The following is a 24,858-nucleotide window of genomic DNA, read 5'->3' on the forward strand; positions in this document are numbered from 1 at the left end:
TCTATCATGGCGACCAGATCGCTATGTGTTATTGTTTTATTTTAACCTGTGCGGCGGACACCAACATCACCCCTGCCCCTCACACTCTTCACCCCACCCACGCTCTTCCGCTCTCGCGCGGCGGGCACGATGCCGGCCGCACGCGCGGCCGCCGCGGCGCCCGCGGTCGCACCGGGCGCGCACGCGCACGACGACGACATCGAGCCGTTCTACGGCAAGCACCAGGGCGGCATCACGACGCCGCAGCAGCGCAACGCATATTTCGCGGCGCTCGACCTCACCACGACCCAACGCGCGGACGTTATCGCGCTGCTGAAGATCTGGACCGACGCGGCCGCACGCCTCACGCGCGGCGACCCCGCGCAGCCGCTGCCGGCGACCGGCGGCGACGACGTCGCGCCGGCCGACTCGGGCGACGCGCTCGGCATCGGCGCGTCGCGGCTGACGATCACGTTCGGCTTCGGGCCCGGCCTGTTCGCGGTCGCGGGCAAGGACCGCTACGGCCTCGCGAAGCAGCGACCGGCCGCGCTCGTCGACCTGCCGCGCTTCAACGGCGACCAGCTGATTCCGGAGAAGACCGGCGGCGACCTGTTCATCCAGGCGTGCGCGAACGACGCGCAGGTGGCGTTTCACGCGGTGCGCCAGCTCGTGCGCCTCGGCGGCAAGGCCGTGCAGATGCGCTGGGGCCAGGCCGGCTTCACGTCCGGCAAGCCGGGCGAGACGCCGCGCAACCTGATGGGCTTCAAGGACGGCACGATGAACCCGTCGCGCGACGATCCGGCCGCGATGAACGAATTCGTGTGGGCCGGCAACGAAGGCCCGGCGTGGATGAACGGCGGCACCTACACGGTCGTGCGCCGCATCCGCATCACGCTCGAACACTGGGACAACACCGAGCTCGGCTTCCAGGAACAGGTGTTCGGCCGCAAGAAATACAGCGGCGCACCGATCGGCGGCCAGCACGAGTTCGAGGCGCTCGACCTCGACGCGGTCGACAAGGACGGCAATCCGGTGATCCCCGACAACGCGCATGCGCGTCTCGCATCGCCGCAGGTGAACAACGGCGCGCAGATCCTGCGCCGCGCGTATTCGTACAACGACAGCACGAACTTCTACATCGAGCGCTGGCCGCCGTGGCGCCAGCAGACCGAGTACGACGCGGGACTGATGTTCGTCGCGCACCAGCGCGACCCGCGCCGCGGCTTCATCCCGATCAACGAGAAGCTCGCGAAGCTGGACATCATGAACCAGTTCACCACGCACGTCGGCAGCGCGATCTTCGCGTGTCCGCCGGGCGCGCAACCCGGTTCGTACATCGGCGCCGCGCTGTTCGAAGCGTAACGGCATCGCGACGCCACGCCCCATTTCCCCGGCCCGCCCGGATGCAACTCACGACGACGACATGAACACTTTTCCCGTTAGCCGCCCGCTGCGGCACCTGATCGCCGCGGCCGCCGCCGCGCTGATGCTGACCGGCGCGCTGCACGCCACGCGCGCGCACGCCGCGACGCTCACGCTGTACAACGCGCAGCACGAGCAGGTCGTCAACCAGCTCGTCAAGGACTTCGAGGCACAAAGCGGCATCACCGTGAAGGTGCGCTCGGGCGAAGGCCCCGCGCTCGCCGCGCAGATCGTCGCGGAAGGCGACCGCACGCCGGCCGACGTGTACTTCACCGAGAACTCGCCGGAACTCGTGCTGCTCGACCGCAAGGGCCTGCTCGCGAAGACCGACAGCGCGGCGCTGCAGGCGGTCCCCGCCCGCTTCAACCCGGCCGACGGCAACTGGGTCGGCGTGCTCGCGCGCGAGAACGTGCTCGTCTACAACACCGCGAAACTCCAGCCACAGCAACTGCCCGCGTCGCTGCTCGATCTCGCGAAGCCGGAATGGAAGGGCAAGGTCGGCGTCGCGCCGAGCGATGCGGACTTCCTGCCGCTCGTGAGCGCGGTGCTCGCGCTGCACGGCGAAGCCGCGACGCTGCAATGGCTGAAGGGCCTGAAGGCCAACGCGCAGATCTTCGACGACGACGAAGGCGTGACGGCGGCCGTCAACCGCGGCGGCGTGCAAACCGGCATCATCAACAACTACTACTGGGACCGCCTGCACGCGGAGCTCGGCGACAAGTCGACGAAAAGTGCGATCCACCACTTCGGCAACCATGACGTCGGCGCAGCCGTGAACGTGTCGGGCGCCGCCGTGATGAAGGCATCGAAGCACCAGGCCGATGCGCAGAAGTTCGTCGCGTATCTTGTCGGCGAGCGCGCGCAGAAGCTGATGGCGAACGGCCACGTCAGCTTCGAGTATCCGCTGCATCCGGGCGTCGCCCCCGATCCGATCCTGAAGCCGTTCAACGAACTGAGCCCGCCGGCACTGACGTTCGAACAGCTCGGCGACGACAGCCAGGCCGGCAAGCTGCTGCGCCAGGCCGGCCTGCTCTGACCGTGAGCGACGCCGTGTCCCGCACGGCGCGCATCGCGCGCGACGCAGCGCGCCCCGCGACGCGTCGGCGCCCGTCGCGCGCGCTCGTCGCCGCGGCCGCGTGCGGGCCGCTCGCGATCCTGCTGCCGCTCGCCTTCACGCTGTACCGCGCGGCCACCTTCGGCGTCGACGATGCGATCGCGCTGCTGTGGCGCCCGCTCGTCGGCGAACTGCTCGTCAACACGCTGTCGATCGCATGCGCCGCGACGCTCGCATGTGCACTGCTCGGCACCGCGGCCGCGTGGTTCATCGAGCGCACCGACCTGCCCGCGCGGCCGCTGTGGACCGCGCTCGCCGCGGCCCCGCTCGCGGTGCCGCCGTTCATCACGAGCTACGCGTGGGTGTCGCTGAGCCTCGACCTGCAGGACTTCGCCGGCGCGCTGATCGTGCTGACGTCCGCGTACTTCCCGCTCGTCTACCTGCCGGTGGCCGCCGCGCTGCGCGAGCTCGACCCCGCGCTCGAAGAAAGCGCGCGCACGCTCGGCTGCCCGCCGTGGCAGACGTTCTTTCGCGTCGTGCTGCCGCAATTGCGCCCCGCGCTGTGCGGCGGGATGCTGCTCGTCGCGCTCGGCGTGCTGTCCGAATTCGGTGCGTTCCAGCTGCTGCGCTTTCGCACGTTCACGACCGAGATCTATGCCGAGTACCGCACCGCGTTCGACGGCGGCGGCGCATCGCTGCTCGGCTGCGTGCTGATCGCGCTGTGCCTGCTGTGCCTCGCGATCGAGGCGCGCGCTCGAGGCCACGCGCGCTACGGTCATACGCACCGCGCCGCACGCCGCGTCGCGATGCGTTATCCGCTCGGCCGGTGGCGCGGCCCCGTCACCGTCGCATTCGCCGCGCTCGCGGCCGCGACGCTCGGCGTGCCGCTCGCGATGATCGGCTACTGGCTCACGCAACAAGGGGCTGCCGCCGTCACGCCGGCCGACGTGTCGCCCGAACTGCTGTGGCAAGCCACGCTCGCATCGTCCAGCTACGGCCTGATGGCGGCAGCCGTTACCACGCTGCTCGCGCTGCCGCTCGCGTTCCTGCTGGTCCGTTATCCGGGCCGCGTCGCGACGCTCCTCGAGCGCACGGCGATGACCGTGCAGGGCGTGCCGGGCATCGTCGTCGCGCTCGCGATCGTGTCGATCACGGTGCGGCTGCTGCAGCCGCTCTACCAGAGCGCGCCGGCGCTCGTCGCCGCGTACGCGATCCTGTTCCTGCCGCTCGCGGTCGTGAGCGTGCGCGCGGCGCTGTCGCACGTGCAGGTCCGGCTCGAGGAAACCGCACGCTCGCTCGGCCTCGGCTGGCGCGCAACGCTCACGCGCGTGGTGCTGCCGCTCGCGGCACCCGGCCTCGGTGCGGCCGCGACGATGGTGTTCATCTCGGTCGTCACCGAACTCAACGCGACGCTGCTGCTGTCGCCGATCGGCACACGCACGCTCGCCACGCAGGTATGGAGCGATACGGCGACGCTCGCGTTCGCGGCCGCGGCACCGTACGCGGCGCTGCTCGTCGCGCTGTCGCTCGGCGCATCGGGACTGCTGTTCCTGCTGCTCGGCCGCGCGTCGGTGCGCGACTGAGCATCGCCCTTTTTCCCGAAACCGCCCATGAGCGAACTACGCATCCACGGCCTGTCGAAATCGTTCGGATCGCATACCGTCCTGCACGACATCGATCTCACGGTACGGCGCGGCTCGCGCCTCGCGCTGCTGGGCCCGTCCGGCAGCGGCAAGACGACGCTGCTGCGCGTGCTGTGCGGCTTCGAGCGCGCCGAGCGCGGCACCGTCGAGATCGACGGACGCCGCGTGGCCGCCCCCGACGTGCACCTGCCGCCCGAACGGCGCCGGATCGGCTACGTGCCGCAGGAAGGCGCGCTGTTTCCGCACCTGTCGGTGGCCGACAACATCGCGTTCGGGCTGCCGCGCGCGGCACGGCGCCGCCATCACCGCGTCGACGAACTGCTCGAGATGGTCGGGCTGCCGGCGTCGTATGCGAGCCGCGCGCCGCAGCAGCTGTCCGGCGGCCAGCAGCAGCGCGTGGCCCTCGCGCGCGCGCTGGCGCCCGAGCCCTCGCTCGTGATCCTCGACGAACCGTTCTCCGCGCTCGACACGTCGCTTCGCCATGAAACGCGCAGCGCGGTGGCCGACGCGCTTGCCGCGGCCGGCGCGACGTCGGTGCTCGTCACGCACGACCAGCCCGAGGCGATGACGCTCGGCGACGAAGTCGCGGTGATGTGGCAAGGCAGGCTCGTGCAGACGGCCGCGCCGCAGATGCTGTACCGGCAGCCCGTCACGCGCGACGTCGCGTCGTTCGTCGGGCAGGCCGTGCTGCTCGCGGGTCACGTGCGCGATGCGCGCATCGCCTGTGCGCTCGGCGAGCTGCCGCTCGTCGCCCTGCTGCCCGACGGGCCGGCCGACGCGATGCTGCGTCCCGAGCAGATCGGCATCGTGCCGGTCGCGCAGGCCGGCGCGGCGCGCGGTCGGACGGCGCGCGTCGAAGCCGCGCAGTTCGCGGGCCAGGATGCCGACGTGCTCGCACGCCTCGATGCCGATCGCGACGTGCTCGTGCGTATCCGCGTGCCGGGACACCGGTGCCCGGCCGTCGGCGAACGCATCGCGCTGGCGGTGGACGGCGCGGTGATGGCGTACGCGCGCTGACCGACGCGACGCGCGTCCTCACGCGCTGCTACGCATCGGCGCAGCCTGCGCCGGACAGCGGCCGGAAGGTCCGGCCATCCGTCTCGACGGCCGCCCCCAGCAATCGCGCGAGCCCCTTCGCGCCTTCGCGCATCACGACGTCGTGATTCCAGCGGAACAGCGGGCGCGCGAGCGGCTCGAGCCAGTTCATCCAGCGCACCTGCGTGCGAATGTGCCAGTCGTAGCGCACGACGGCGTGCGCGCCGTCGCCGGCGAACGACCAACGCCCGTCGCCTTCGATCGCGCCGCTTGCGCGGCCTTCGAGCGCATGCGGCCGCTCGACGCGCCGCACGCGCATGTCGAACGTCAGCCGGTACGGCAACGCGCCCTTCCACGTATACCGGTGCAGCGCCCCGACGCCGCGCGCGTCGCCATGCTCGATCTCGACGGTGCGCACGGCGCCCTTCCACCAGTCGGGCCAGCGGTCGACCTGGTAGATCGCGTCCCAGACCGCCGCGAGCGGCGCGTCCACGCGCCAGGTCGTCGAGAACCGGTATTCCGCCATGCAGCCTCCGGCATGTCCGTCGCGGACACGCGCCCACTCGTCGGTCAAGGTGCGAAGAAACGCTCGGGGAACGCGACGTCGATTTCGACGTCGTCGAGCGTCACGGTTTCGAGCGGCACGTCGTCGCCGTCGGCGAAGCTGACGACCTTCAGCGGAAAGCCGTCCCCGGCGTCCAGCCACAGCCGGTAGCGATGCACGCCGTCGACCGCGTGCGCGGGTGCGCCGGTGACCGACACGCGCAGCGCGGTCCGGCCGCCGACGGCCTCCTCGCCTTCGGTCACCGTCGCGCCGCCCTGCTGCAGCGCATGCACGTTGCGCAGCAGTTCGCCGACGTCCGACCGGTCGACCCGGTGGCCGCTGCGGTCGCGCACGAGCGGATTGGACGGCGACAGCGTCAGCGCGGGCGGCGCGTGCGCGCCGAACGGGCGCAGCCGCACCTTGCCGTCGCCGGGATCGTACGCGAGCACCGCGCCGCGATGCGGCGACACGAAATCCATCCGGACGAAGCCCGGTTTCAGGTAGGCGTAGCGGATTTCGGTGTGTTCGCCACCGCGCGCCGACGAGCGGATCGTCGCGCGATACGAGCGGACGTGGTCGAAATGCGCCTGGGCGACGGTCACGGGGTCGGCTGTCATGCTCGCTCCTATCAGGCTCGCGGCCAGCAACGCGGCGATCACGGCGCCGCCTCGACATCGAGCACGCCTTCCATTCCGCGCTCGCGATGGCTCCTGAAAAACAGCAGCCGATGCGTGCAATAGTAGGCGAACCGGCCCGGCTGCGCCGGCGTGAAGCGGAACGTCTTCGGCGTCGTGCCGAGCTCGGTGCGCACCGCCATGCCTGCTTGCGGCGGCGCAGCGATCTCGAAGCTGTGCGGCACGACGCCCGGCTCCGCCGACACGGTCAGCTCGACCGGCACGTGCGCGCGCACGATCACATGGTTCGGCCGGAAGAAATAGCTGCCGCCGACGATGGCGACCCGCTGCACGCCGTCGGCGTCGACCGGCACGCGCACGGGCGCGTCGCCGTCCGCCCGCGCGAGGGTCGCACCCGCGGCGAGCGCCGCCGCCACGAGCACCTTCGTCATCGTCGTCTTCATCGCCTGCTCCCTGCCGGTGGTACGCGTCAGCTCTTCCACGCGTCGGTCGGGCCGCCGAGCGCGCCGCACGCCTCGATCGCGAGCGCGCGCAGGCGCCGTTCGTCGCCGCGGCCGGACAACGCATAACCCATGCCGCGATCCGACCAGAAATACGTGTAGCGGCCGTCGGCCGACATCGACTGCGGCGCGAGATGCCGCGCATCGTAGGCGGTCACGTAAAGCGTCACGCGTGCGCCGTCCGCGCGCTGGTACATGAACTGCGCGGCCGGCCCGCCATCGCCGGGGAGCAACCGGCCGCCCAGCAGCACGTAGCCGTATTCGTCGAGCGACGGGGCGCGCACGGGCCGTCCGACGCGCGCCGACAACCACGCGGCGAGATGCGCGGGATCGCCCGCGCCGACCTCGACCGGATGGTCGCGATCGGCTGCGTACACGGCATACGCGACATCGGCGCGCGCGGCGAACGCCGGGTCGCGGCCGATCGCCAGCCAGCCCGCAGGCAGCGCAACGCCGATCAGCAGCCCGGCGGCCAGCCCCGCGAACGCATACGCGAAGGCACGACGGCGCGGCGCGCGACGCTGCACGAACAGCGCGGGGGCCGCGCCCGGCAGCGGGAACAGCGCCTTCAGCGCGTCGCGCTGCGCGCGGTAATGCGCGAATCGTTCGGCCTCCTCCGGATCGGACTGCAGGCGCTCGAGCATCTCGCGCCGCTCGCTCCCGGACAGCTCGCCGTCCAGCAACGCGGACAGCAGTTGCGCTGACGCGTCCTCGTCCCGCCCGTTCGAAGGCTTGTGCGGATCGTCCATCATGTTTTCCCGATCACCCGTAACGCGGCCGTGCCGTGCGCCGACGGCTCGTCCGACAGCAGTGCGCGCATCTGCGCGCGCGCCCGCGCGAGCCGCGACATCACCGTGCCCACCGGTACGCCGAGTACCTGCGCGGCGTCGCGATAGCTCAATTCTTCAAGCGCGACCAGCAGCAGCACCTCGCGCTGCTCGACCGGCAACCGGTACAACGCGCGCTGCACGTCGCGCAGCACCAAGCCGCCGATCTCGCCGGCCGGCGCGGCCATCGTCTGCCACGGCGCGGTCGCATCGTCGACCGCGATCTCGTGCCGCGCGCGCAACTGGTCGATGAAACGGTGCCGCAACAGCGTCAGCAGCCACGCGCGCAGGTTGCCGCCGTCGCGCGGCGGCCGGTTCAGCGCACGCTCGAGCGTGTCCTGCACGAGATCGTCCGCCCACGCGCGGTCGCCCGTCAGCGCACGCGCATAGCGCGTGAGATGCGGCAGCCACACCAGCAGATCCGATTCGTAGCTCATCAGGAAGCCTTGCGCATCCGCATCGCCGCGCGGTCACGGGTGCGCGACGTGCCACATGCCGCCGATCCCGTCGCCGCCCGCGTCGCCCGCCTTGCGGTCCATCTTCCAGCGATACAGCGGGCGGCCGCGGTACGCCCATTGCTTCTTGCCATCGTCCCGCGCGACGAGACTCAGTGCGCCCGATGCCTTGTCGTACGCGTCCGCGATCGCGGGCGGCCAGTTGGCCGCACACGCGCTGTCGCACGCGCTCTTGCCGGGCGCATCGCGATCGAACACGTACAGCGTCATGTGTGCCTCGTCGACCAGTTTCCCGTCGCTCACCTGAGGCGGTTCCGCGGCCGCCGGCCGCACGATCGCCGCCGTCAGCGCGGCGGCAAAGAGCATCCGTTTCATTCCCGTTCTCCTTGGCAGGGCCTGGCGGCACGGCGCCGCCGGACGGGACGATCGGTTTCGTTGCGACCATTATCCCGCCGGCGGGCCGGGCCGGAACTCGGTAGGTAAACGGACGGCGGGAACCGGTTATTCCATGCCGCGTTGAAATAGTCGGCGGCGGTTGCTCATGCGACGCAAGACAGCGGGAGGCCCGAAAAGACAACGCGGCATGACATCGCTGTCATGCCGCGTTGCGCGAGCGCGGCGCACGGCGGCCATGCGGCGCCGCCGTGCGGATCCGGCCCTTACTTCGGCAGTGCGCCGGTCAGCGACTGGAGCAGCGACGTCACCGGTGCGAGCGGGTTGTTCGGCGCGCTATTGCCCGAATGCGGCGTCACCGACAGGCCCGGCGCGGAACCGAGCGCCGTACCCACCGACGTGCCGACCGCATTGACGACCGTCGCCGTCGCGTTGGCGCCCGTCGTCAGCAGCGAGCCGACTGCACCCGCCGTGCCGCCGGCCGCGTTCGCGCCCGAGCCGAGCAGGCTGCCGCCCGCCGCTGCCGTCGAACCGGCCGCGCCCGACAGCGCACCGGCCGCCTGGCCGAGGGCTGCCGGGCCGTTCACGAGTGCGCCCGTCACCGAGCCGAGTGCACCGGTCAGTGCGCCGGCCGGGTTGCCGCCGCCCGTCAGGCCGTTCACGAGGTTCGTGATCGGGGCGATCGGGCTGCTGCCCGCCGCGCCCGACAACGCGCCGACGACCTGGTTCACGACGCCTTGCACCGGCGCCAGCGGGTTCGTGCCGCCGAGGTTGCCGAGCGTCCCGACGACCTGGTTGACGACACCCTGTACCGGCGCCAGCGGGTTCGTGCCGCCCAGCGCGCCGAGCGCACCCGCAACCGAGCCGACTGCGTTGCCGAGGGCGCCCGTGGCCGTCCCGACCGCGTTGCTCAACGTGCCGGCCGGATTGCTCCCGCCGAGCGTGCCGACGACCTGGTTGACGACACCTTGCACCGGCGCCAGCGGGTTCGCGCCGCCGAGGTTGCCGAGGGCGCCCGTGACCGAACCCAGTGCGCCGGTCAGCGCACCGGCCGGATTGCCACCCGGCAGCGCGTTCTGCAGGCCGTTGACGAGGTTCGTGATCGGCGCGATCGGGCTGCCGCCGCCCGCACCCGACAGCGTGCCGACGACCTGGTTCACGACGCCCTGCACCGGCGCCAGCGGATTCGCGCCGCCGAGCGCACCCGTCACGGCGTTCAGCGCGTTCGTCAGCTCGCCGGCCGGATTGCCGTTGCCGAGCGTGCCCGCGAGTTGCGTCACGACGCCTTGCACCGGTGCCAGCGGGCTCCCGGCGGCGCCGAGGTTACCGAGCGAGCCCGTGATCGTGTTGACCGCGTTGCTCAGCGTGCCGGCCGGATTGCCGCCGCCAAGCGTACCCGTGACCTGGTTGACGATGTTCTGGATCGGGGTAATCGGATTCGTGCCGCCGCCGATGCCGCCCAGTGCGCCCGTGACCGTACCGAGGGCGCCGGTCAGCGCGCCAGCCGGGTTGCCGCCGCCGAGCGCGCCCGTCACCTGATTCACCGCACCTTGAACGGGCGCCAGCGGATTCGTGCCGCCGCCGATTCCGCCCAACGCGCCAGTGACCGTACCGAGGGCACCGGTCAGCGCGCCGGCGGGATTGCCGCTACCGAGCACGCCCGTCACCTGATTCACCACACCTTGAACGGGCGCCAGCGGATTCGTGCCGCCGCCGATTCCGCCCAGTGCCCCCGTGACCGTACCAAGTGCGCCGGTCAAGGCACCTGCCGGGTTCCCGCTACCGAGTACGCCCGTGACACCGTTCACGACGCCTTGCACCGGCGCCAGCGGGTTCGAGCCGCTGCCGAGATTACCTAGCGCCCCCGTCACCGTGTTGACGACACCCGTGAGTGCGCCCGCCGGATCGCCGCCACCAATCGACCCCGTAAGCCCGTTCACCACACCCTGCACCGGCGCCAGCGGGTTCGAACCGCCGCCGATACCACCCAGTGCACCCGTCACCGTGCCGAGTGCGCCCGTCAGCGCCCCGGCCGGGTTGCCGCCACCCAACGCGCCCGTGACTTGATTCACCACACCTTGCACCGGCGCCAGCGGGCTCGACCCGCCGCCGATACCGCCCAGTGCGCCCGTCACCGTGCCGAGCGCACCGGTCAGCGCGCCAGCCGGGTTCCCGCCACCGAGTGCACCCGTGACCTGATTCACCACACCTTGAACCGGCGCCAGCGGATTCGAACCGCCGCCGACATTACCCAATGCGCCCGTTACGGTGCCAACCGCATTGCTCAGCGTCCCCGTCGCCGTATTCAACGCACCGGTCAGCGCGCTTGCCGGGTTGCCGCCATTCAGCGCCCCCGTCACCTGGTTCAACACACCCTGGACCGGTGCGAGCGGCTGCACCGTGCCGCCGCCGAGTGCGCCCGTCACCGCCCCCACGGCTCCCGACAGCACTTGTCCCGGATCGCCGAGCGACGTCTGGATCGCGCCCGACCCGCCCGCCGTCACGGTGACCGAGCCCAGCGGCGACGTGCCCGTGGCGACCAGCCCGACCGACACGCTGTTCGTCGGCGGGTTGACGATCACTTGCGGGATCGGCAGCGAATCGAGGGCACCCGCCACTGCGGAACCCGAAGCCAGTACCCCGAACACCGTCGCGACCGACAGCGCCACACCCGTCAATTTAAGATTGTGTCTCATCGTTATTTTCCCTATCTCGGTTGGCACTACGTTGATAAAGCATGGGGACGGATTGCACGAAGCGTGCCAATTCAAAAAAAGGATGGATTCGTCAGCCTATTGACTGGAAATAACGATTTTTTAATCGATTTCAGACGAAATTCAGGGGTTGCCCAGGGATTGACAGGCATCAATCGTCTGATGAAAAAGGCGGACGGGGCGTGGATGTAACGTAACGTTTGCGAGCCCCGCAGTAACGTGTTCCGGTACATTCCGCGCGGCGCCGGAACAGCCGGTCGCGATGGTGCCCGATACCGTCATGGACGGCTGCCCATTACGCATTTCACCGATATGAAAATGCATTGATAAATCGCTGATTTACTAATTTTTGATTCGCGATTTTCTTTCTTGACGATTACGCAGATCATTTTCGATCACGCGGCTCTCGATTACCCGGACAGCAGAATGAAATACTGTGAATGCCCTCTCGCGATCGGCGCGCGTGACGCGACGCACGGCGGCGGCAGGCGCCGCTTCGCCGCGTAGCGTCGCCGGTCAACCGAAGCGCGCGGGCCGGTATGGACGGGGATCGATGTAGGTCGGCGCGCCGGTCATCATTTCGGCGAGCAGGCGCCCGGTCGCGGGGCCGAGCGTGAGCCCGTGGTGGCAATGACCGAACGCGAACCACAGATGGCGATGGCGCGGCGCGGGCCCGATCACCGGCCGCATGTCGGGCGTGCACGGCCGCATCCCGAGCCACGGCTCGGGATCGAGCCGCTCGCCGATGCCGAACGCGTCGCGCGCCAGCGGTTCGGCGCGCGCGAGCTGCACGCCGGTCGGCGGCGCACCGCGCAGCGCGATCTCGACGCCGGTCGTGAGCCGCAGGCGGCCGCCCTCCATCGGCGCGACGACGAATCCTTCCTCGGTATCGCACACGGGCACGTTCAGCGGCGTGCGCGTCGGCCGGTAATGCATGTGATAGCCGCGCTTCGCGCGCAGCGGAATGCGGTAGCCGAGCGGCGCGAACACATGATCGGACCACGGTCCGAGCGCGACCACGGCCGAACGTGCCGAAATCGGCCCGTGTTCGGACCCGACCCGCCAGCCGCCGTCCACCTGCGCGAGCGTCCTCGCGTCGCCGAGCGCGAACGTGCCGCCGTCGCGCTCGAACAGCCGCGCATAGGCCTTGGTCAGTCCGCCCGGGCTCGACACGGTCTTCGGGTCCTGCCAGTGGAAGGCGCCGCAGAATGCGTCGCCGATGCCGGGCTCGCGCTCGCGCAGCGCACCCGCGTCGAGCACGGCCATCCGCAGGCCGTGCGCGGCAGCCACGCGTTGCTGCGCGCGCGCTTCGGCATCGAACAGCGCGGGCGAGCGGAACGCCTCGATCCACCCGCCGTCGTGCACGAGCGGCTGGGCATCGGTACGCGCGAGCAGCGCGTCGTGCTCGACGACGCTCGCCGCGACGAGCGGCAGCAGGTCGCGTGCGGCGGCCGCGAGCCGCTGCGGCGACGATTCGCGCCAGAACCGCGCGAGCCAGCCCGCATAAGCGGGCAGCGCGCGGTAGTCCCAGTACAGATCGACCGAACGGTTGCGCGCGTAGCGCAGCAGCGTGCCGAGCCGGCGCGGAAACGCGTACGGCACGACCGACGAGCGTTCGATCAGCCCGGCATTGCCGTGGCTGGTTTCCTCGCCGGGCGCGCGCCGATCGACGAGCGCGACGCGCAGCCCGCGATCCTGCAGGTGCAGCGCCGACGACACGCCGACGATGCCGGCCCCCAGAACGATGACGTCGAAATCCATGGTTCCCCGTCCTGCGTCGAGATTCGATGCGCCGCGCGCCGGCACCGCGGCCGGCGCGCGGCGGTGCTTATTTCGCGATGATGTCGCGCTTGAAGTACTTCTGCGACAGCGCGCTCAGCGTACCGTCCTTCTTCAGCGCATCGAGCGCGCCGACGATCTTCGCCTGCAGCGCCTTGTCGCCCTTGCGCATCCCGAAGCCCGTGCCTTCGCCGAGCGTCGCCGGATCCTTCAGCGCGTCGCCGACGATCTGGTAGTCGCGGCCGGCCGGCTTGTCGAGGAACCCGTCCTGCGCGGTCTGCGCTTCCTGGACGGCCGCGTCGAGCCGCCCCGCGACGAGATCGGCGTAGATCTGGTCCTGATCCTGGTACGACACCACGGCCACGCCCGCATTGGCCCAGTGCGCCTTCAGGAAATCCTCCTGCGACGAACCCTGCAGCACGCCGACGTGCTTGCCGCGCAGGCTCGCGACGTCGGGCCGCAGCGGCGAGCCGCGCTTCGCGACCATCACGATCGGCACCACGTAGATCGGCGGCGTGAAATCGATGCTCTGCTTGCGCTTCGCGGTGATGTTCATCGCCGAATTGATCGCATCGAACTTGCGCGCCTGCAGCGCCGGGATCAGCCCGTCGAACGCGTTCTCGACCCACACGCATTTCACGTTCAGCTTCGCGCACACCGCGTTGCCGAGGTCGACGTCGAACCCCTGCAGCTGGCCGGCCGGCGTCTTGCTCTCGAACGGCGGATAGGCGGCTTCGATGCCGAAACGCAGCGTGGTCTGTTCCGCATGGGCCGTGACGGCCGCGCACGCGAGCGCCGCAGCGGCGCAAAGGGAAAGCTTCCAGTTCATGACGGTCCTTCTGTTCCGGATTGAGGCGAGGAAGATCGGTCGCACGACGCCGTCGGACAGGCGCCGGATCGGCATTCGATGCAGGCGGCCGCCGCAACACGATGTGCCGTGTCCCGCAGCCGAAATATAGACTCAACGTCTACTATAGACTATAGGGGATACGATGATCGTGCGTCGTCGCGTGACATCCCGCTTGTGCCCGCCACGACGAACACCGCTGATTTACCTATGTTTTCCCGGAGAACCACGGCGAAACACGGTCTCGAAAAGAAAAATTCTCCAGATCTTGTTTGTCTATATTAGACTTTTCGTCCATCACGAACACCGCCGGACACCGTCTTTCGAGACCGTCCTGTCCGGCCCCGACCGGAGATGTCCCCATGACGCAAACCGCCCCGACCCCGCCACTGACCGTCGACGAAGCCGCGGTGCGCGCGGCCCTGCCGTCGCTCGACGTGCTCGGCACGTTGCGCCGCATGTTCGCGTCGCTCGCCGCGGCGCGCGCGGTGCAGCCGCCGCAAACGCTCACGCTGTTTCCCGACCAGGCCGGCGACTTCATCACGTATCTCGGCGCGCTCGCCGATGCGCAGGTGTTCGGCGCGAAGTTGTCGCCGTACGTCGTGACGGGCGGCAAACCGATCGTCACGGCCTGGACCGCGCTGATGTCGATGCAGACCGGCCAGCCGCTGATGTGGTGCGACGCGGGGTTGCTGACGGTCGAACGCACGGCCGGCACGACGGCGCTGGCGGTCGACTGCCTCGCGCCGCGCGACGCACGCCGTCTCGCGATCGTCGGCGCGGGCGCGGTCGGTCTCGCGCATCTGCGGCACACGGCGGCGCTGCGCGACTGGGAGACGATTCGCGTGTACTCGCCGGCGCTGGCCGGCAACGCGGCGCTGCAGGCCACGCTCGCCGAACTCGACCCGCGCGCCCGTGCGGCGGCGAGCGTCGCAGCCTGCGTGCGCGACGCGGACGTGGTGATGCTGTGCACGTCGTCGGGCACGCCCGTGCTCGGCGACGGGATGCTCACGCGCCCGGCGCTCGTCACGTCGATCAGCACGAACGTCGCGCGCGCGCACGAAATCCCGCCCGCCTGGCTGCCCGACATGGACGTCTACTGCGACTACCGGCACACGACGCCCGCCAGCGCCGGCGAAATGCAGATCGCGACGGCCGATCACGGCTGGGATGCCGGGCGGATCGTCGGCGACCTGCCCGCGCTCGTCACCGGCACCTGCGCGGCGCCGTCGCGCACGCGTCACGCGTTCTTCCGCTCGATCGGCCTCGGGCTCGAGGACATCGCGATCGCGCACGCGCTGTACACGCACCTGACGCACGCATGAGCGGCGCGCGCGCGCGGGGCCGATACAATGGCGCAACCGCCGCGGCGGCCGCGCGCGGGCGCACGGGCATGCCGGCCACCGGTATGCCCGTGCGCCGGCCCGATGCGCTGCCCGGCCCCCGCCCACCCGAGATGGCGACACCGATGCGCAAGAAGAAATCCCCCGTCAAAGACCTGCTGCTCACCCGCTATGCGCCGATCGCCGACGGTATCGCCGCGCTGTTCTTCCCGTACGCGGAAGTCGTGATCCACGACCTGCACGACCAGACCGTGCTGTATCTCGCGAACAACCTGTCCAAGCGCGAGGTCGGCGACGATTCCGCGCTCGAGGAAATCGATCATTCCGCGCGCGAACGCGTGATCGGCCCGTACGAGAAGCTGAACTGGGACGGCCGGCGGATGCGCTGCGTCAGCAACGTGCTGTTCGACGACGAAGGCCGCCCGGCCGGGATGATGTGCATCAACTTCAACATCGCGGTGTTCGACGAGGTGCGCGCGACGCTCGACCTGTTCATCAAGGGCGCGGGCGTCGTCGCTCAGCCCGACGAGCTGTTCCGCGACGACTGGCAGGAGCGCATCAACACGTTCCTGCACGGCTGGCTGCGCGAGCGGCAGGTCGGGCTGAACGGGCTCACGCGCGAGCACCGGCGCGAGCTCGTCGAGGCGCTGTACGCGGAAGGCGCGTTCCGCGGCAAGAGCGCGGCCAACTACGTCGCGAACGTCCTCGGGATGGGGCGCGCGACGGTCTACAAGCACCTCAAGCACCTGAAGGAAACGCAGGGCGACGCGTAAGCGCCCTGCGGCGGGCGCACGACGGCCGCCTCGGTCATCGCTATCGGGATGCCGTTTCCCTGTCTATGCTTCGTGGTACGCCGGGCGCGCCCCCGCTCCACACGAAGCTTCGCGCGACCGGCGGTGTCGAAGCACGAAATGATACAATCACGGTTACATTTCATTGCCGCCCGGAACCGCCCATGACGACTGCTCCCGCCCCGACTGCCCGCCCGACCCTGACCGTCGAAATCTGGTCCGACCTGATCTGCCCGTGGTGCTGGATCGGCAAGCGCCGCTTCGACGAGGCGCTCGCCGCGTTCGCGCACGCCGATCGCGTCGACGTCGTGCTGCGCGCGTACCGGCTGATGCCCGGCCAGCCGGTCGAGCCGGTCGAGGTCATGCTCGCGGGCAAATACCGGATGTCGCCCGCGCAGGTCGACCAGATGCTGCGTCAGGTGACCGATGCGGCCGCGAGCGTCGGACTGCGCTACGACCTGCCCGGCACGCTCGTCGGCGATACGCTCGACGGCCACCGGCTCGTGAAGCTCGCGGAAGCGACGGGCCGCGCGCACGCACTGACCGAACGGCTGTACCGCGCGTATTTCTGCGAACACGGCTCGCTGTTCGATCACGCGGCGCTGACCGAATTCGCGGTCGAGGCGGGGCTCGAACGCGCGGCCGTCGAAGCCGTGCTGCGCAGCGATGCGTACCGCGACGAAGTCGAAGCCGACATCGCGCGCGCCGCGCAGATCGGCGGGCGCGGCGTGCCGCTGTTCGTGTTCGGCGGCCGCTACGCGGTGTCGGGCGCGCAGCCGGCCGACGCCTTCGCGCAGGCGCTCGACCAGGCGTGGCGCGACGGCATCGTCGAACTCGACGGCGCCGACGCGGCCGCCTGCGGCCCCGACGGCTGCGCACTGCCGGCGCGCGCGTAACGCGCGTCGATGCGTCCGGCCCGCCCGTCCGCGGATGCGTGCCACTACGCGACGCTCCTGCCACAAACCGGCAGGAAGCGCGCACCGATGACGTCTACAATGCATCCCTTCAAATAACTGTCAGAAGGCTGCAAGCCCATGACTCACGGGATCCACGGCGAGAAACGCTGGTACGCGCTGATCGTTCTCTGTCTCGGCGTGCTGATGATCGTGCTCGACAGCACGATCGTGAACGTTGCGCTGCCGTCGATCAGCACCGACCTCCATTTCACCGAAACGGCCCTCGTGTGGGTCGTCAACGCGTACCTGCTGACGTTCGGCGGCTGCCTGCTGCTCGGCGGCCGGCTCGGCGACCTGTACGGCCAGCGGCGCATGTTTCTCGCGGGCCTCGTCGCGTTCACGCTCGCGTCGCTCGCATGCGGCCTCGCGCAATCGCAGACGATGCTGATCGCCGCGCGCGCGGTGCAAGGGCTCGGCGGCGCGGTGGTGTCGGCCGTCTCGCTGTCGCTGATCATGAATCTCTTCACCGAGCCCGGCGAGCGCGCACGCGCGATGGGCGTCTACGGCTTCGTCTGCGCGGGCGGCGGCAGCATCGGCGTGCTGCTCGGCGGGCTGCTGACGAGTTCGCTGTCGTGGCACTGGATCTTCCTCGTGAACCTGCCGATCGGCATCGCGGTTTATGCGATGAGCGCGGCGCTGCTGCCGCGCAGGCGCGCGCCGGCCGGCGCCGCGCGGCTCGACGTCGCGGGCGCGATCACCGTGACCGCTTCCCTGATGCTGGCCGTCTACGGGATCGTCGGCGGCAACGAGGCCGGCTGGCTGTCGACGCAGACCGTCGCGCTGATCGGCTCGGCCGCCGTGCTGCTCGCGCTGTTCATCGCGATCGAGGCGCGCAGCGCGCATCCGCTGATGCCGCTCTCGCTGTTCGCCGCGCGCAACGTCGCGCTCGCGAACGTGATCGCCGTGCTGTGGGCGGCCGCGATGTTCGCGTGGTTCTTCCTGTCGGCGCTGTACATGCAGCGCGTGCTGCAATACGGGCCGCTGCAGGTCGGGCTCGCGTTCCTACCGGCGAACCTGATCATGGCCGCGTTCTCGCTCGGGCTGTCGGCGCGGATCGTGATGCGCTTCGGGATCCGTGGCCCGATCGCGGCCGGCCTGCTGATCGCGGCCTGCGGCCTCGCGCTGTTCTCGCGCGCGCCGGTCGACGGCGGCTTCGTGTTGCACGTGCTGCCCGGCATGACGCTGCTCGGCATCGGCGCGGGCGTCGCGTTCAACCCGATGCTGCTCGCCGCGATGAGCGACGTCGATCCGGCCGATTCGGGGCTGGCGTCGGGGATCGTCAATACCGCGTTCATGATGGGCGGCGCGCTCGGCCTCGCGGTGCTCGCGAGCCTCGCGGCCGCCCGCACCGATGTGCTCGCGGCCGCGCAGGCCGCGCCGCTCGCCGCGCTGAACGGCGGCTACCACGCGGCATTCGCATTCGGCGCGGTGTTCGCCGCCGTGGCCGCGCTGATCGGCTTCGCGCTGCGCATCCGGCGGCAGGAAGCCGTCGAAGGCACCGGCCCCGCGATGCACTGAGCGGCGGCCGCCGCCATCGAACCGGGGCGCGCACTGTCGCGCCCTTTTTTACGCATGCCGGGCGCGGCACGCGCCGGATTCGTCATGCGTTTGGCGCGATCGCACACGATCGGCCGCACCGCCCGTCCGAACGACCGCGCCCCCGCCGTCCGCCCGCCCGTCGCGCGGGCTTTCCCGGCCTATTTTTAACGCAGTCGTACGCCGACGCGCCACATTTGCGACAATGGCGGACTTTGATGCGCGCGCCGCAGCCACGCGCCGCCGCAGAACGCCGCATAACCGCCTGCTTCCGATGTCGCTTCCCCATATCGATCTGCTGTACTCCCTGTCCGGCCTGTTCGTCGGCATTCTCGTCGGCTTGACGGGCGTCGGCGGCGGTTCGTTGATGACGCCGATCCTCGTGCTGCTGTTCGGCGTGCACCCCGCGACGGCGGTCGGCACCGATCTGCTGTACGCGGCCGCGACCAAGGCCACCGGCACGCTCGTCCACGGCCTGAAAGGGTCGATCGACTGGCGCATCACCGGCCGGCTCGCGGTGGGCAGCGTGCCGGCCGCGGCCATCACGTTGTGGTGGCTGCATACGCACGGGATGAATGCGCCCGGCACCGCGCGGATGATCCAGCTCGTGCTCGGCATCGCGCTGCTGCTCACGTCGATCGCGCTGATCTTCCGGCCGCAACTCACCGCGTTCGCCGCGCGCAACCCGCTCGCGCCGAGCCCCGCGCGCACGCTGTGGTCGACCGTGCTGACGGGCGCCGTGCTCGGCGTGCTCGTGTCGATGACGTCGGTCGGCGCCGGCGCGATCGGCGTCACCGTGCTCCTGCTGCTGTATCCGCTGCTCGCGACGACCCGCATCGTCGGTTCCGACATCGCGCACGCGGTACCGCTCACGCTGGTCGCCGGCATGGGCCACTGGCTGCTCGGCTCGGTCGACTGGTCGATGCTGCTGTCGCTGCTGCTCGGCTCGCTGCCGGGCATCGTGATCGGCAGCCTGCTGTCGGCGCGCGCGCCCGAGCGGCTGCTGCGCAACCTGCTCGCCGCGACGCTCGTCGCGGTCGGCGTCAGGCTCGTGCTCGCGTAAGCGGTTCCGGCGTCGCCCTTCCCTCGCGGTTGCGCCTTTTCCCGGCGGGCGCCTCCGATACGCCGCTCATCCGCCGCGACCCAGGAAAAAACAGCCCGACCGGCCTGCGCCGATCGGGCTGTCGTCCATCCGGGGCGGCGACGTGCCGCTCGCGCCGCTTACTGCCCCTGCTGCTGCAGTTTCTGCTGCTTGAGCTGCTGCGTGCGCGCCTGCAGTTTCAGCACGCGCTGCAGTGCGGTACGGTTCGCGAGGATGCCGTCGTAGAAGTTGGCGAGATCGCCCTTCAGCGCGGTCCGCGACGCGTCGTTCAGGTAGATCATGTGGCCCGACGGGTAGTTCTTGATCGTCAGGTTCTGCGCCTTGAGCGTCGGATCGAGCGGCATCTGCGCGAGCGTCAGCTCCGTCTGGTGGAACGGCGTGACGGCGTCGAAATAGCCGTTCGCCGACAGCACCTTCAGGTCCGGGTTCACGCTCATCGTCGACGCGAGGTCCCCGGCCGTGTACAGCGTATTGCCGCCGCCCTTGTTCGCGCCGGTCGGGTCGATGTGGCTGAAGTCCCAGTTGTTGAAGACCTGGTCGTTCAGGTCCACGAACGACGACGTCGACGTGTACTTGAGGTCGGTGTTGATGTAGCTGTTCCACAGCACCGTGTACGCGCCGCCGACGTTCGTGATCGACGGATCGTTGCTGCCCGAGTTCGGCAGGATGTACGGCGCGATGCCCTTGCCCGTGAAGTTCGCGCGGCCGTCGTACTGGCCGATCTGCGTGCCCGGCACGAGCGTCAGGAAGAACGTGTACGGCGGGTTGTCGTCCGACGACGGCACGTTGCCGAGCGCGGCCGGGTTGCCGAACGTCTGGATCAGCGACGTCGGATCCGTGCCGATGTACGCGCCCATCTGCTGCGCGGTCTGCAGGTTCAGGTTCAGCCGCACGTTGACGAAGCCGCCGTCCTGCGGGTTCGGCTTCTGCGCGAGCGGCGCGAGCGTGTTGTCCGCGTAGTTGCGGGCCTGGATCATGTACGCGTCGAGATCGGTCGGCGTCGGGTTGAGCGTCGTCTTCTTCCAGTAGAACGCATCGGCCGCGAGCGTCGGGAACGTGCCCGGCGCGGACAGCGCGTTCGCATAGTCGAGGATCGACGACTGCAGCGTGATCCCGTTCAGGTCGATGCCGTCCTCGTGCAGCACCCATGACACGACCGCGCTGCGCGCGGTGCCGTACGACTCGCCGTACAGGAACTTCGGCGAATTCCAGCGCGAGTACTTGGTCAGGTAGCGCTGGATGAAGCGGTCGATCGAGTGGGCGTCCTGGTCGGTGCCCCAGAAATCCTTGTTCTTCGCCGGGGCGATCGCCGTCGAATATCCGGTGCCGACCGGGTTGATGAACACGAGGTCGGTGCGGTCGAGCAGGCTGTCCGGGTTGTCGAGCAGCTTGTACGGCGCGGGCGGCGTGAAGTTCGGGAACGACGACTGCAGGCGCTTCGGCCCGTACGAGCCGAGCAGCAGGTAGACCGACGACGAGCCGGGGCCGCCGTTGTAGAAGAACGTGACCGGGCGCGGCTTCGACGGATCCGGGTTGTCCTGCGTGTACGCGACGTAGAACATCTTCGCGTTCGGCGCCGACGTGACCGGATCGATCGTCGTCAGGTGGCCGGTGGTGGCCGTGTACTTGATCGTCTTGCCGCCGATCGTGACCTGGCGGTGCACGACCGCCGCGCCTTCGGTCGAATCCGTGACCGCGTCGTTCGGCCCGGTGCCGTACACGTCGGTGTCGACGTACGGCTGGTCGGCCGCGGCGGCGGCCGTCGCATTGGTGTTGGCCTGCGTGCTGCCGCTGGACGTCGCGGCCGCCGCGGCGGCCGAAGCAGTCGGGCTCGGCCCGTCGTCGCCGCCGCACCCCGTGACGAGCAGCGCCGCGGCCGCTGCGGCGGCGAGCGGCACGCTCAAGGTCGTTCCGAATAGCGCGAAACCGTCTTTCAAGGACTTCCGTGTCGTCATTATTGCCTCTCGAACAGAACGATAAATACCGCCGGCCGCAAAGGATCATTTGCGCCGGCGCTCCGCACCGGGAATGCATTCGTTATGCGACGCACTCCGAGTTTTTTACCGGGTCGACGAATATCGACCGGCATGATTTACCCCACCCATTTTTTGCGACTGCACAATGGAAGCAATTCCATTGCAAACGACAATTCAATAATCCGCAGCAATTCGGATTCATTCCGCCAATCCGCATTTGCACAAGATCGACGGCAATAAGACCCCCCGCAAAGCATGCCCGGCAAGGCACCTTCGCTTCAGATAGACGAACGAACCCCCTCGGCGGGATGCAGATTAATCGCCAAACGGCGACCAAGCGCAGTCCGAGCCGATTTAACAAAATCGAAAGGATCGATTAACCAAACGGAAAGGAATATTCTCGTATCTGGAATTTATTAAATTAAGTGAAAATACCGGCGCATAATAGGTTCCGGATTTTCCGCCGTAAAGTAACAATTTGTTACGGCGCTCGCCAATCCGATAAAAGGCTATACGGGACCGATTCCAGACGACGAAAAGAAAAAAGCCGGACGACTGTCCGGCCTGGCGGGGGCGGCGCGGCGGCGGCCGTCAGAGCGGCACGTCGATCGCGCCGGCGCCGGTCGTGATCGCGTTCGCGCCCGGCGCGGCCGAGATCGGCGGCAGGTTCGCGCTCGTCAGCGCCGGCGCGGCGCCCGGGCTGCCGCCGCGCGGCACCGTGCGGATCACCTGCGACGGCGGCAGCGGCGCGCCGTTCTTCAGGTGCTGCCACATCAGGTTCAGCGCCTGCAGGTTGTAGTAGTGGACCGGCACGAAGCGCGTGTCGAAGCCCGCAACCGGCAGGAACGCGTCGAAGTGCTGGCCGTTCGTCACCTCGTAGAACACGAGCTGGCTGCGCCCGGCTTCGCTGATGCCGTTCTGCGCGACGTATGCGCGCGACGCGTGGTTCACCGGCACGAGCGCGTCGCTGCGGCCCTGCACGATGATCGCCGGCTTGCCGTGCAGGTTCGCGTTCACGCGTACCGCATCGACGTTCGCGGGCATCCCGAGCATCCCGTTCGTCCACAGCTGGCGCAGGCACAGCGCGCCCGCGAAGCTCGCATCGGGCGTCGCGAGCCGGTGGTCGACACCCGCGCCGTTGTTGAACACGAGGTTGATGCCGGCCGTCGGCGGCACGCCGTTGCCGACGCCGAACACGGCCGGCATCGGCGAGGCAGCCGGCGCCGCGACCGCGCCCGTCGCCGGATCGGTCGTCGCGAAGCTGAAGTTGCACAGGTTGTCGGTGACGCGCGAGCGCGTGTACGCATTCGCGTAGGTGACCGCGATCGCCGGAATCGCCTGCGAATCCCACATCGGCGCCTGCAGCAGGTCGGAATCGGCCAGATAACCGGCCGCATGGAGCTGCGCGAGCGCGTCGGCCGCCTGGCTCTGCGTGTCGGCGCCCGACACGAGCCCGGCCGCGGCGAGCGTCGCGCAGCGCTGGGTGCGGATCGACTGCGTGGTCGCGGCCGGCAGCGCGCTCAGGTACGACGCGCCGGCGAGCGACGCCGACGCGGCCGCGCACGGCTGCAGCAGGTTCGCGAGCGTCGCGTAGTCGGCCAGCGGCCGGCCGAACGACGGCACCGGCTGGCCGCCCGTGCGCACGACCGCATTCGGCGACATCCGCACGTTGATCTGCGGCTCGCCGACCACGACCGCGGTGATCCAGCCGCGGCTGTCCTGCTCGGCCGCCGCGAGCGACGCGCCGCCGCCGTTGCTGACCGACGCGGCGATCGTCGTGATGTCGCCCGCGCGATAGCGCACGCCGTGATGCGAACCGTCGATCAGCGGCCCGAACTGCTCGTTGATCGCCCAATACGCGAACTCGACCGACTGCAACGTCACGCGTCCCCAGTCCTGCTCGGGATTCTGCTGCGAATGCGCATGCTTGAACGCGTAGCGGTTCGGAAAGCGGTTGTTGAACGCGGCGAGATCGCCGCTCGTCACGTTCGCGGTGAACAGGCTCGCGGTGCCGGCCAGCACCGCGTTGGCGAGCGTGCCGTCGATCAGCGTGACGGTATCGGTACCGAGCTCGTGCGCGCCGTTGCCGCCGCCCTTGTCGTTGTAGGCCACCGCGCAGCCGCGCTTGAGCGCCCACTCGCCGGCCGCGGAGATCGCGCCGTACACGCCGCGCGAGCCCGACGACGTCGCGGTGACGATACATGGCTGCGCGGGATCGAAGCGGGCGGGAACCTGGACGAGCAGCGTCACGTTCCTGGTGCCGCTGCCGTCGTCGGAGTACGCGAGGTATTCGGTGCCGGGGATCTTGCCTTCGCCGAGCGTGTCGTTGCCGTCGAGATCGACGTTCGGCCCCCAGAAGCGGCCGTAACCGCCGTTCACGCTCATGTCGACGAGCGCACGGTAGTTCGACCAGATCGCGAGGCGGCGCAACTCGGCGCTCGTCGGCCGCGCCGGATTCGCGAAGCCGGGCGCACTCGCCGCCGCCAGCCCCGTCTTGCCGAGGCCGGCCGTCAGCAGGTCGTCGCTCGCGCCGTCGTAGGCCGTCGTGCGCACGCTGCCGGACACGAAGCCGGGCAGCCGATTGCGCTCGGCCGTATCGTCGCCGTTGCACGCACCGAGCATCGCGAGCGCTGCCAGCACCGCGCCCCACCCCATCCGCCTGCCCCACCCGAGTCTCGTCATCGCCGCCCCCTCGATTTCGTTATCGGTCCGCCGCCGCGTCGCGCGCGGCCCGCGGCCTCTGAAGCGCAAACGGGCCCCGGCATGCCGGGGCCCGCCTGGAAACGGGCGCGCGCGGCGCTCGCGCGCCGCCGCCCGGCATCACTGCTGCTGAACCGTCAGCTTGTTCGTGACCGACGTCACGCCCTTCACGTCCTTCGCCGCGGCTTCGGCCTTGTCGATCTGGTCCTGGGCCGGCATCGTGCCTTCCAGCGTGATCGCGCCGCCCTTCGAACGAACGACGAGGTTCGACACGTTCACGCCCTGTTCCTTCGAAATGGCCTTGCGCACCGCGTAGCCGAGCTTGCGGTTGGCCTTCTTCGCGGTTTTCGCGGCGGCCTTCGGCGCGCTCGTCGCGGCCGCCGGCGCTTCCGTTGCCGCTGCGTCGCTCGACTGCGCATACACGCTGCCCGACAGGCAGGCCGCCACGGCGGCAACGCCCAACGCTCTCAACACGATCGACTTCATGCTATCTCCTTATCACTCCGGAACGGCCGTGCACAGTACGGCCGGATACCCCAAAAACAGCCGGCCCGCGCGCGAACGGGCGGGACAGCCGGTGTTTTCCACGGCGATACGAGAGAGGCGACACGGGCCGGCGGCCGGCGC

21 protein-coding genes are annotated in these 24,858 nt (G+C 69.8%); 9 read left to right on the forward strand and 12 right to left on the reverse strand.

The genetic code is table 11. From position 1 onward, the window contains the following. Positions 1 to 129: 129 nt before the first annotated feature. From efeB to G3N62_RS15685, 4 genes are all read left to right on the forward strand, one after another. On the forward strand, positions 130 to 1,341 hold the full coding sequence (gene efeB / locus G3N62_RS15670) for an iron uptake transporter deferrochelatase/peroxidase subunit (RefSeq protein ID WP_241013117.1): 1,212 nt from the start codon (positions 130 to 132) through the stop codon (positions 1,339 to 1,341). Between the two features lie 61 nt (positions 1,342 to 1,402). After that, on the forward strand, positions 1,403 to 2,437 hold the full coding sequence (locus G3N62_RS15675; RefSeq protein WP_124669248.1) for an iron ABC transporter substrate-binding protein: 1,035 nt from the start codon (positions 1,403 to 1,405) through the stop codon (positions 2,435 to 2,437). Positions 2,438 to 2,451: 14 nt separating this feature from the next. Further along, positions 2,452 to 4,038, forward strand: a complete 1,587-nt coding sequence (locus G3N62_RS15680; protein WP_260449311.1) for an iron ABC transporter permease — start codon at positions 2,452 to 2,454, stop codon at positions 4,036 to 4,038. 27 nt (positions 4,039 to 4,065) lie between these two features. Next, on the forward strand, positions 4,066 to 5,115 hold the full coding sequence (locus G3N62_RS15685) for an ABC transporter ATP-binding protein (protein WP_124669250.1): 1,050 nt from the start codon (positions 4,066 to 4,068) through the stop codon (positions 5,113 to 5,115). Between the two features lie 28 nt (positions 5,116 to 5,143). On the opposite strand, the gene G3N62_RS15690 is transcribed toward G3N62_RS15685, so the two are convergent. The 9 genes from G3N62_RS15690 to G3N62_RS15730 form a co-directional block, all read right to left on the reverse strand. Next, a complete protein-coding gene (locus G3N62_RS15690) occupies positions 5,144 to 5,659 on the reverse strand; it encodes an SRPBCC family protein (protein WP_124669251.1) in 516 nt (171 codons plus the stop codon). Between the two features lie 44 nt (positions 5,660 to 5,703). After that, complete coding sequence (locus G3N62_RS15695; protein WP_034187254.1) at positions 5,704 to 6,336, reverse strand: membrane protein; 633 nt, start codon at positions 6,334 to 6,336, stop codon at positions 5,704 to 5,706. Further along, a complete protein-coding gene (locus G3N62_RS15700) occupies positions 6,333 to 6,755 on the reverse strand; it encodes a quinol oxidase (protein ID WP_034187455.1) in 423 nt (140 codons plus the stop codon). The genes G3N62_RS15695 and G3N62_RS15700 overlap by 4 nt, the downstream gene beginning before the upstream one ends. A 26-nt stretch (positions 6,756 to 6,781) precedes the next feature. Beyond that, on the reverse strand, positions 6,782 to 7,564 hold the full coding sequence (locus G3N62_RS15705; protein ID WP_059557249.1) for an anti-sigma factor: 783 nt from the start codon (positions 7,562 to 7,564) through the stop codon (positions 6,782 to 6,784). Continuing rightward, the gene (locus tag G3N62_RS15710) at positions 7,561 to 8,076 is read right to left on the reverse strand and encodes a sigma-70 family RNA polymerase sigma factor (protein ID WP_049032111.1); all 516 of its coding nucleotides are present in this window, start codon (positions 8,074 to 8,076) and stop codon (positions 7,561 to 7,563) included. Before G3N62_RS15710 ends, G3N62_RS15705 begins: the two co-directional genes overlap by 4 nt. 33 nt (positions 8,077 to 8,109) lie before the next feature. Then, positions 8,110 to 8,469: a hypothetical protein gene (locus tag G3N62_RS15715; protein WP_034187251.1), complete on the reverse strand. Its 360-nt coding sequence runs from the start codon at positions 8,467 to 8,469 to the stop codon at positions 8,110 to 8,112. A gap of 284 nt (positions 8,470 to 8,753) precedes the next feature. Continuing rightward, on the reverse strand, positions 8,754 to 11,183 hold the full coding sequence (locus tag G3N62_RS15720) for a hypothetical protein (RefSeq protein ID WP_124669252.1): 2,430 nt from the start codon (positions 11,181 to 11,183) through the stop codon (positions 8,754 to 8,756). A 534-nt stretch (positions 11,184 to 11,717) separates the two neighbouring features. Further along, the gene (locus G3N62_RS15725) at positions 11,718 to 12,962 is read right to left on the reverse strand and encodes an FAD-binding oxidoreductase (RefSeq protein ID WP_124669253.1); all 1,245 of its coding nucleotides are present in this window, start codon (positions 12,960 to 12,962) and stop codon (positions 11,718 to 11,720) included. A gap of 67 nt (positions 12,963 to 13,029) precedes the next feature. Then, positions 13,030 to 13,809: an ABC transporter substrate-binding protein gene (locus G3N62_RS15730; RefSeq protein WP_034187454.1), complete on the reverse strand. Its 780-nt coding sequence runs from the start codon at positions 13,807 to 13,809 to the stop codon at positions 13,030 to 13,032. Positions 13,810 to 14,189: 380 nt separating this feature from the next. On the opposite strand from G3N62_RS15730, the gene G3N62_RS15735 reads away from it, so the two are divergent. The 5 genes from G3N62_RS15735 (at position 14,190) to G3N62_RS15755 (ending at position 19,516) form a co-directional block, all read left to right on the forward strand. Further along, positions 14,190 to 15,152, forward strand: coding sequence for an ornithine cyclodeaminase family protein (locus tag G3N62_RS15735; protein WP_124669254.1), 963 nt, complete (start codon positions 14,190 to 14,192; stop codon positions 15,150 to 15,152). Continuing rightward, entirely contained in the window at positions 15,149 to 15,943 is a 795-nt protein-coding gene (locus tag G3N62_RS15740) for a PAS domain-containing protein (protein WP_124607835.1), read from the forward strand. Before G3N62_RS15735 ends, G3N62_RS15740 begins: the two co-directional genes overlap by 4 nt. Before the next feature lie 182 nt (positions 15,944 to 16,125). Further along, positions 16,126 to 16,857 (forward strand): DsbA family oxidoreductase, encoded by a 732-nt coding sequence (locus tag G3N62_RS15745; protein ID WP_069706555.1) that lies wholly within the window; start codon positions 16,126 to 16,128, stop codon positions 16,855 to 16,857. A 138-nt stretch (positions 16,858 to 16,995) separates the two neighbouring features. Continuing rightward, positions 16,996 to 18,435 (forward strand): DHA2 family efflux MFS transporter permease subunit, encoded by a 1,440-nt coding sequence (locus G3N62_RS15750; RefSeq protein WP_124669255.1) that lies wholly within the window; start codon positions 16,996 to 16,998, stop codon positions 18,433 to 18,435. A 292-nt stretch (positions 18,436 to 18,727) separates the two neighbouring features. Next, entirely contained in the window at positions 18,728 to 19,516 is a 789-nt protein-coding gene (locus G3N62_RS15755) for a sulfite exporter TauE/SafE family protein (protein ID WP_034187453.1), read from the forward strand. 158 nt (positions 19,517 to 19,674) lie between these two features. On the opposite strand, the gene G3N62_RS15760 is transcribed toward G3N62_RS15755, so the two are convergent. The 3 genes from G3N62_RS15760 to G3N62_RS15770 form a co-directional block, all read right to left on the reverse strand. Continuing rightward, on the reverse strand, positions 19,675 to 21,510 hold the full coding sequence (locus G3N62_RS15760) for a peptidase S1 (protein ID WP_049029236.1): 1,836 nt from the start codon (positions 21,508 to 21,510) through the stop codon (positions 19,675 to 19,677). Positions 21,511 to 22,122: 612 nt separating this feature from the next. Then, positions 22,123 to 24,213, reverse strand: coding sequence for a D-(-)-3-hydroxybutyrate oligomer hydrolase (locus tag G3N62_RS15765; RefSeq protein ID WP_206141254.1), 2,091 nt, complete (start codon positions 24,211 to 24,213; stop codon positions 22,123 to 22,125). 138 nt (positions 24,214 to 24,351) lie between these two features. Beyond that, a complete protein-coding gene (locus tag G3N62_RS15770) occupies positions 24,352 to 24,717 on the reverse strand; it encodes a BON domain-containing protein (RefSeq protein ID WP_034187242.1) in 366 nt (121 codons plus the stop codon). Positions 24,718 to 24,858 lie beyond the last annotated feature (141 nt).

It is taken from the genome of Burkholderia sp. Tr-20355 (genome assembly GCF_017104685.1).
GTDB lineage: Bacteria > Pseudomonadota > Gammaproteobacteria > Burkholderiales > Burkholderiaceae > Burkholderia > Burkholderia seminalis.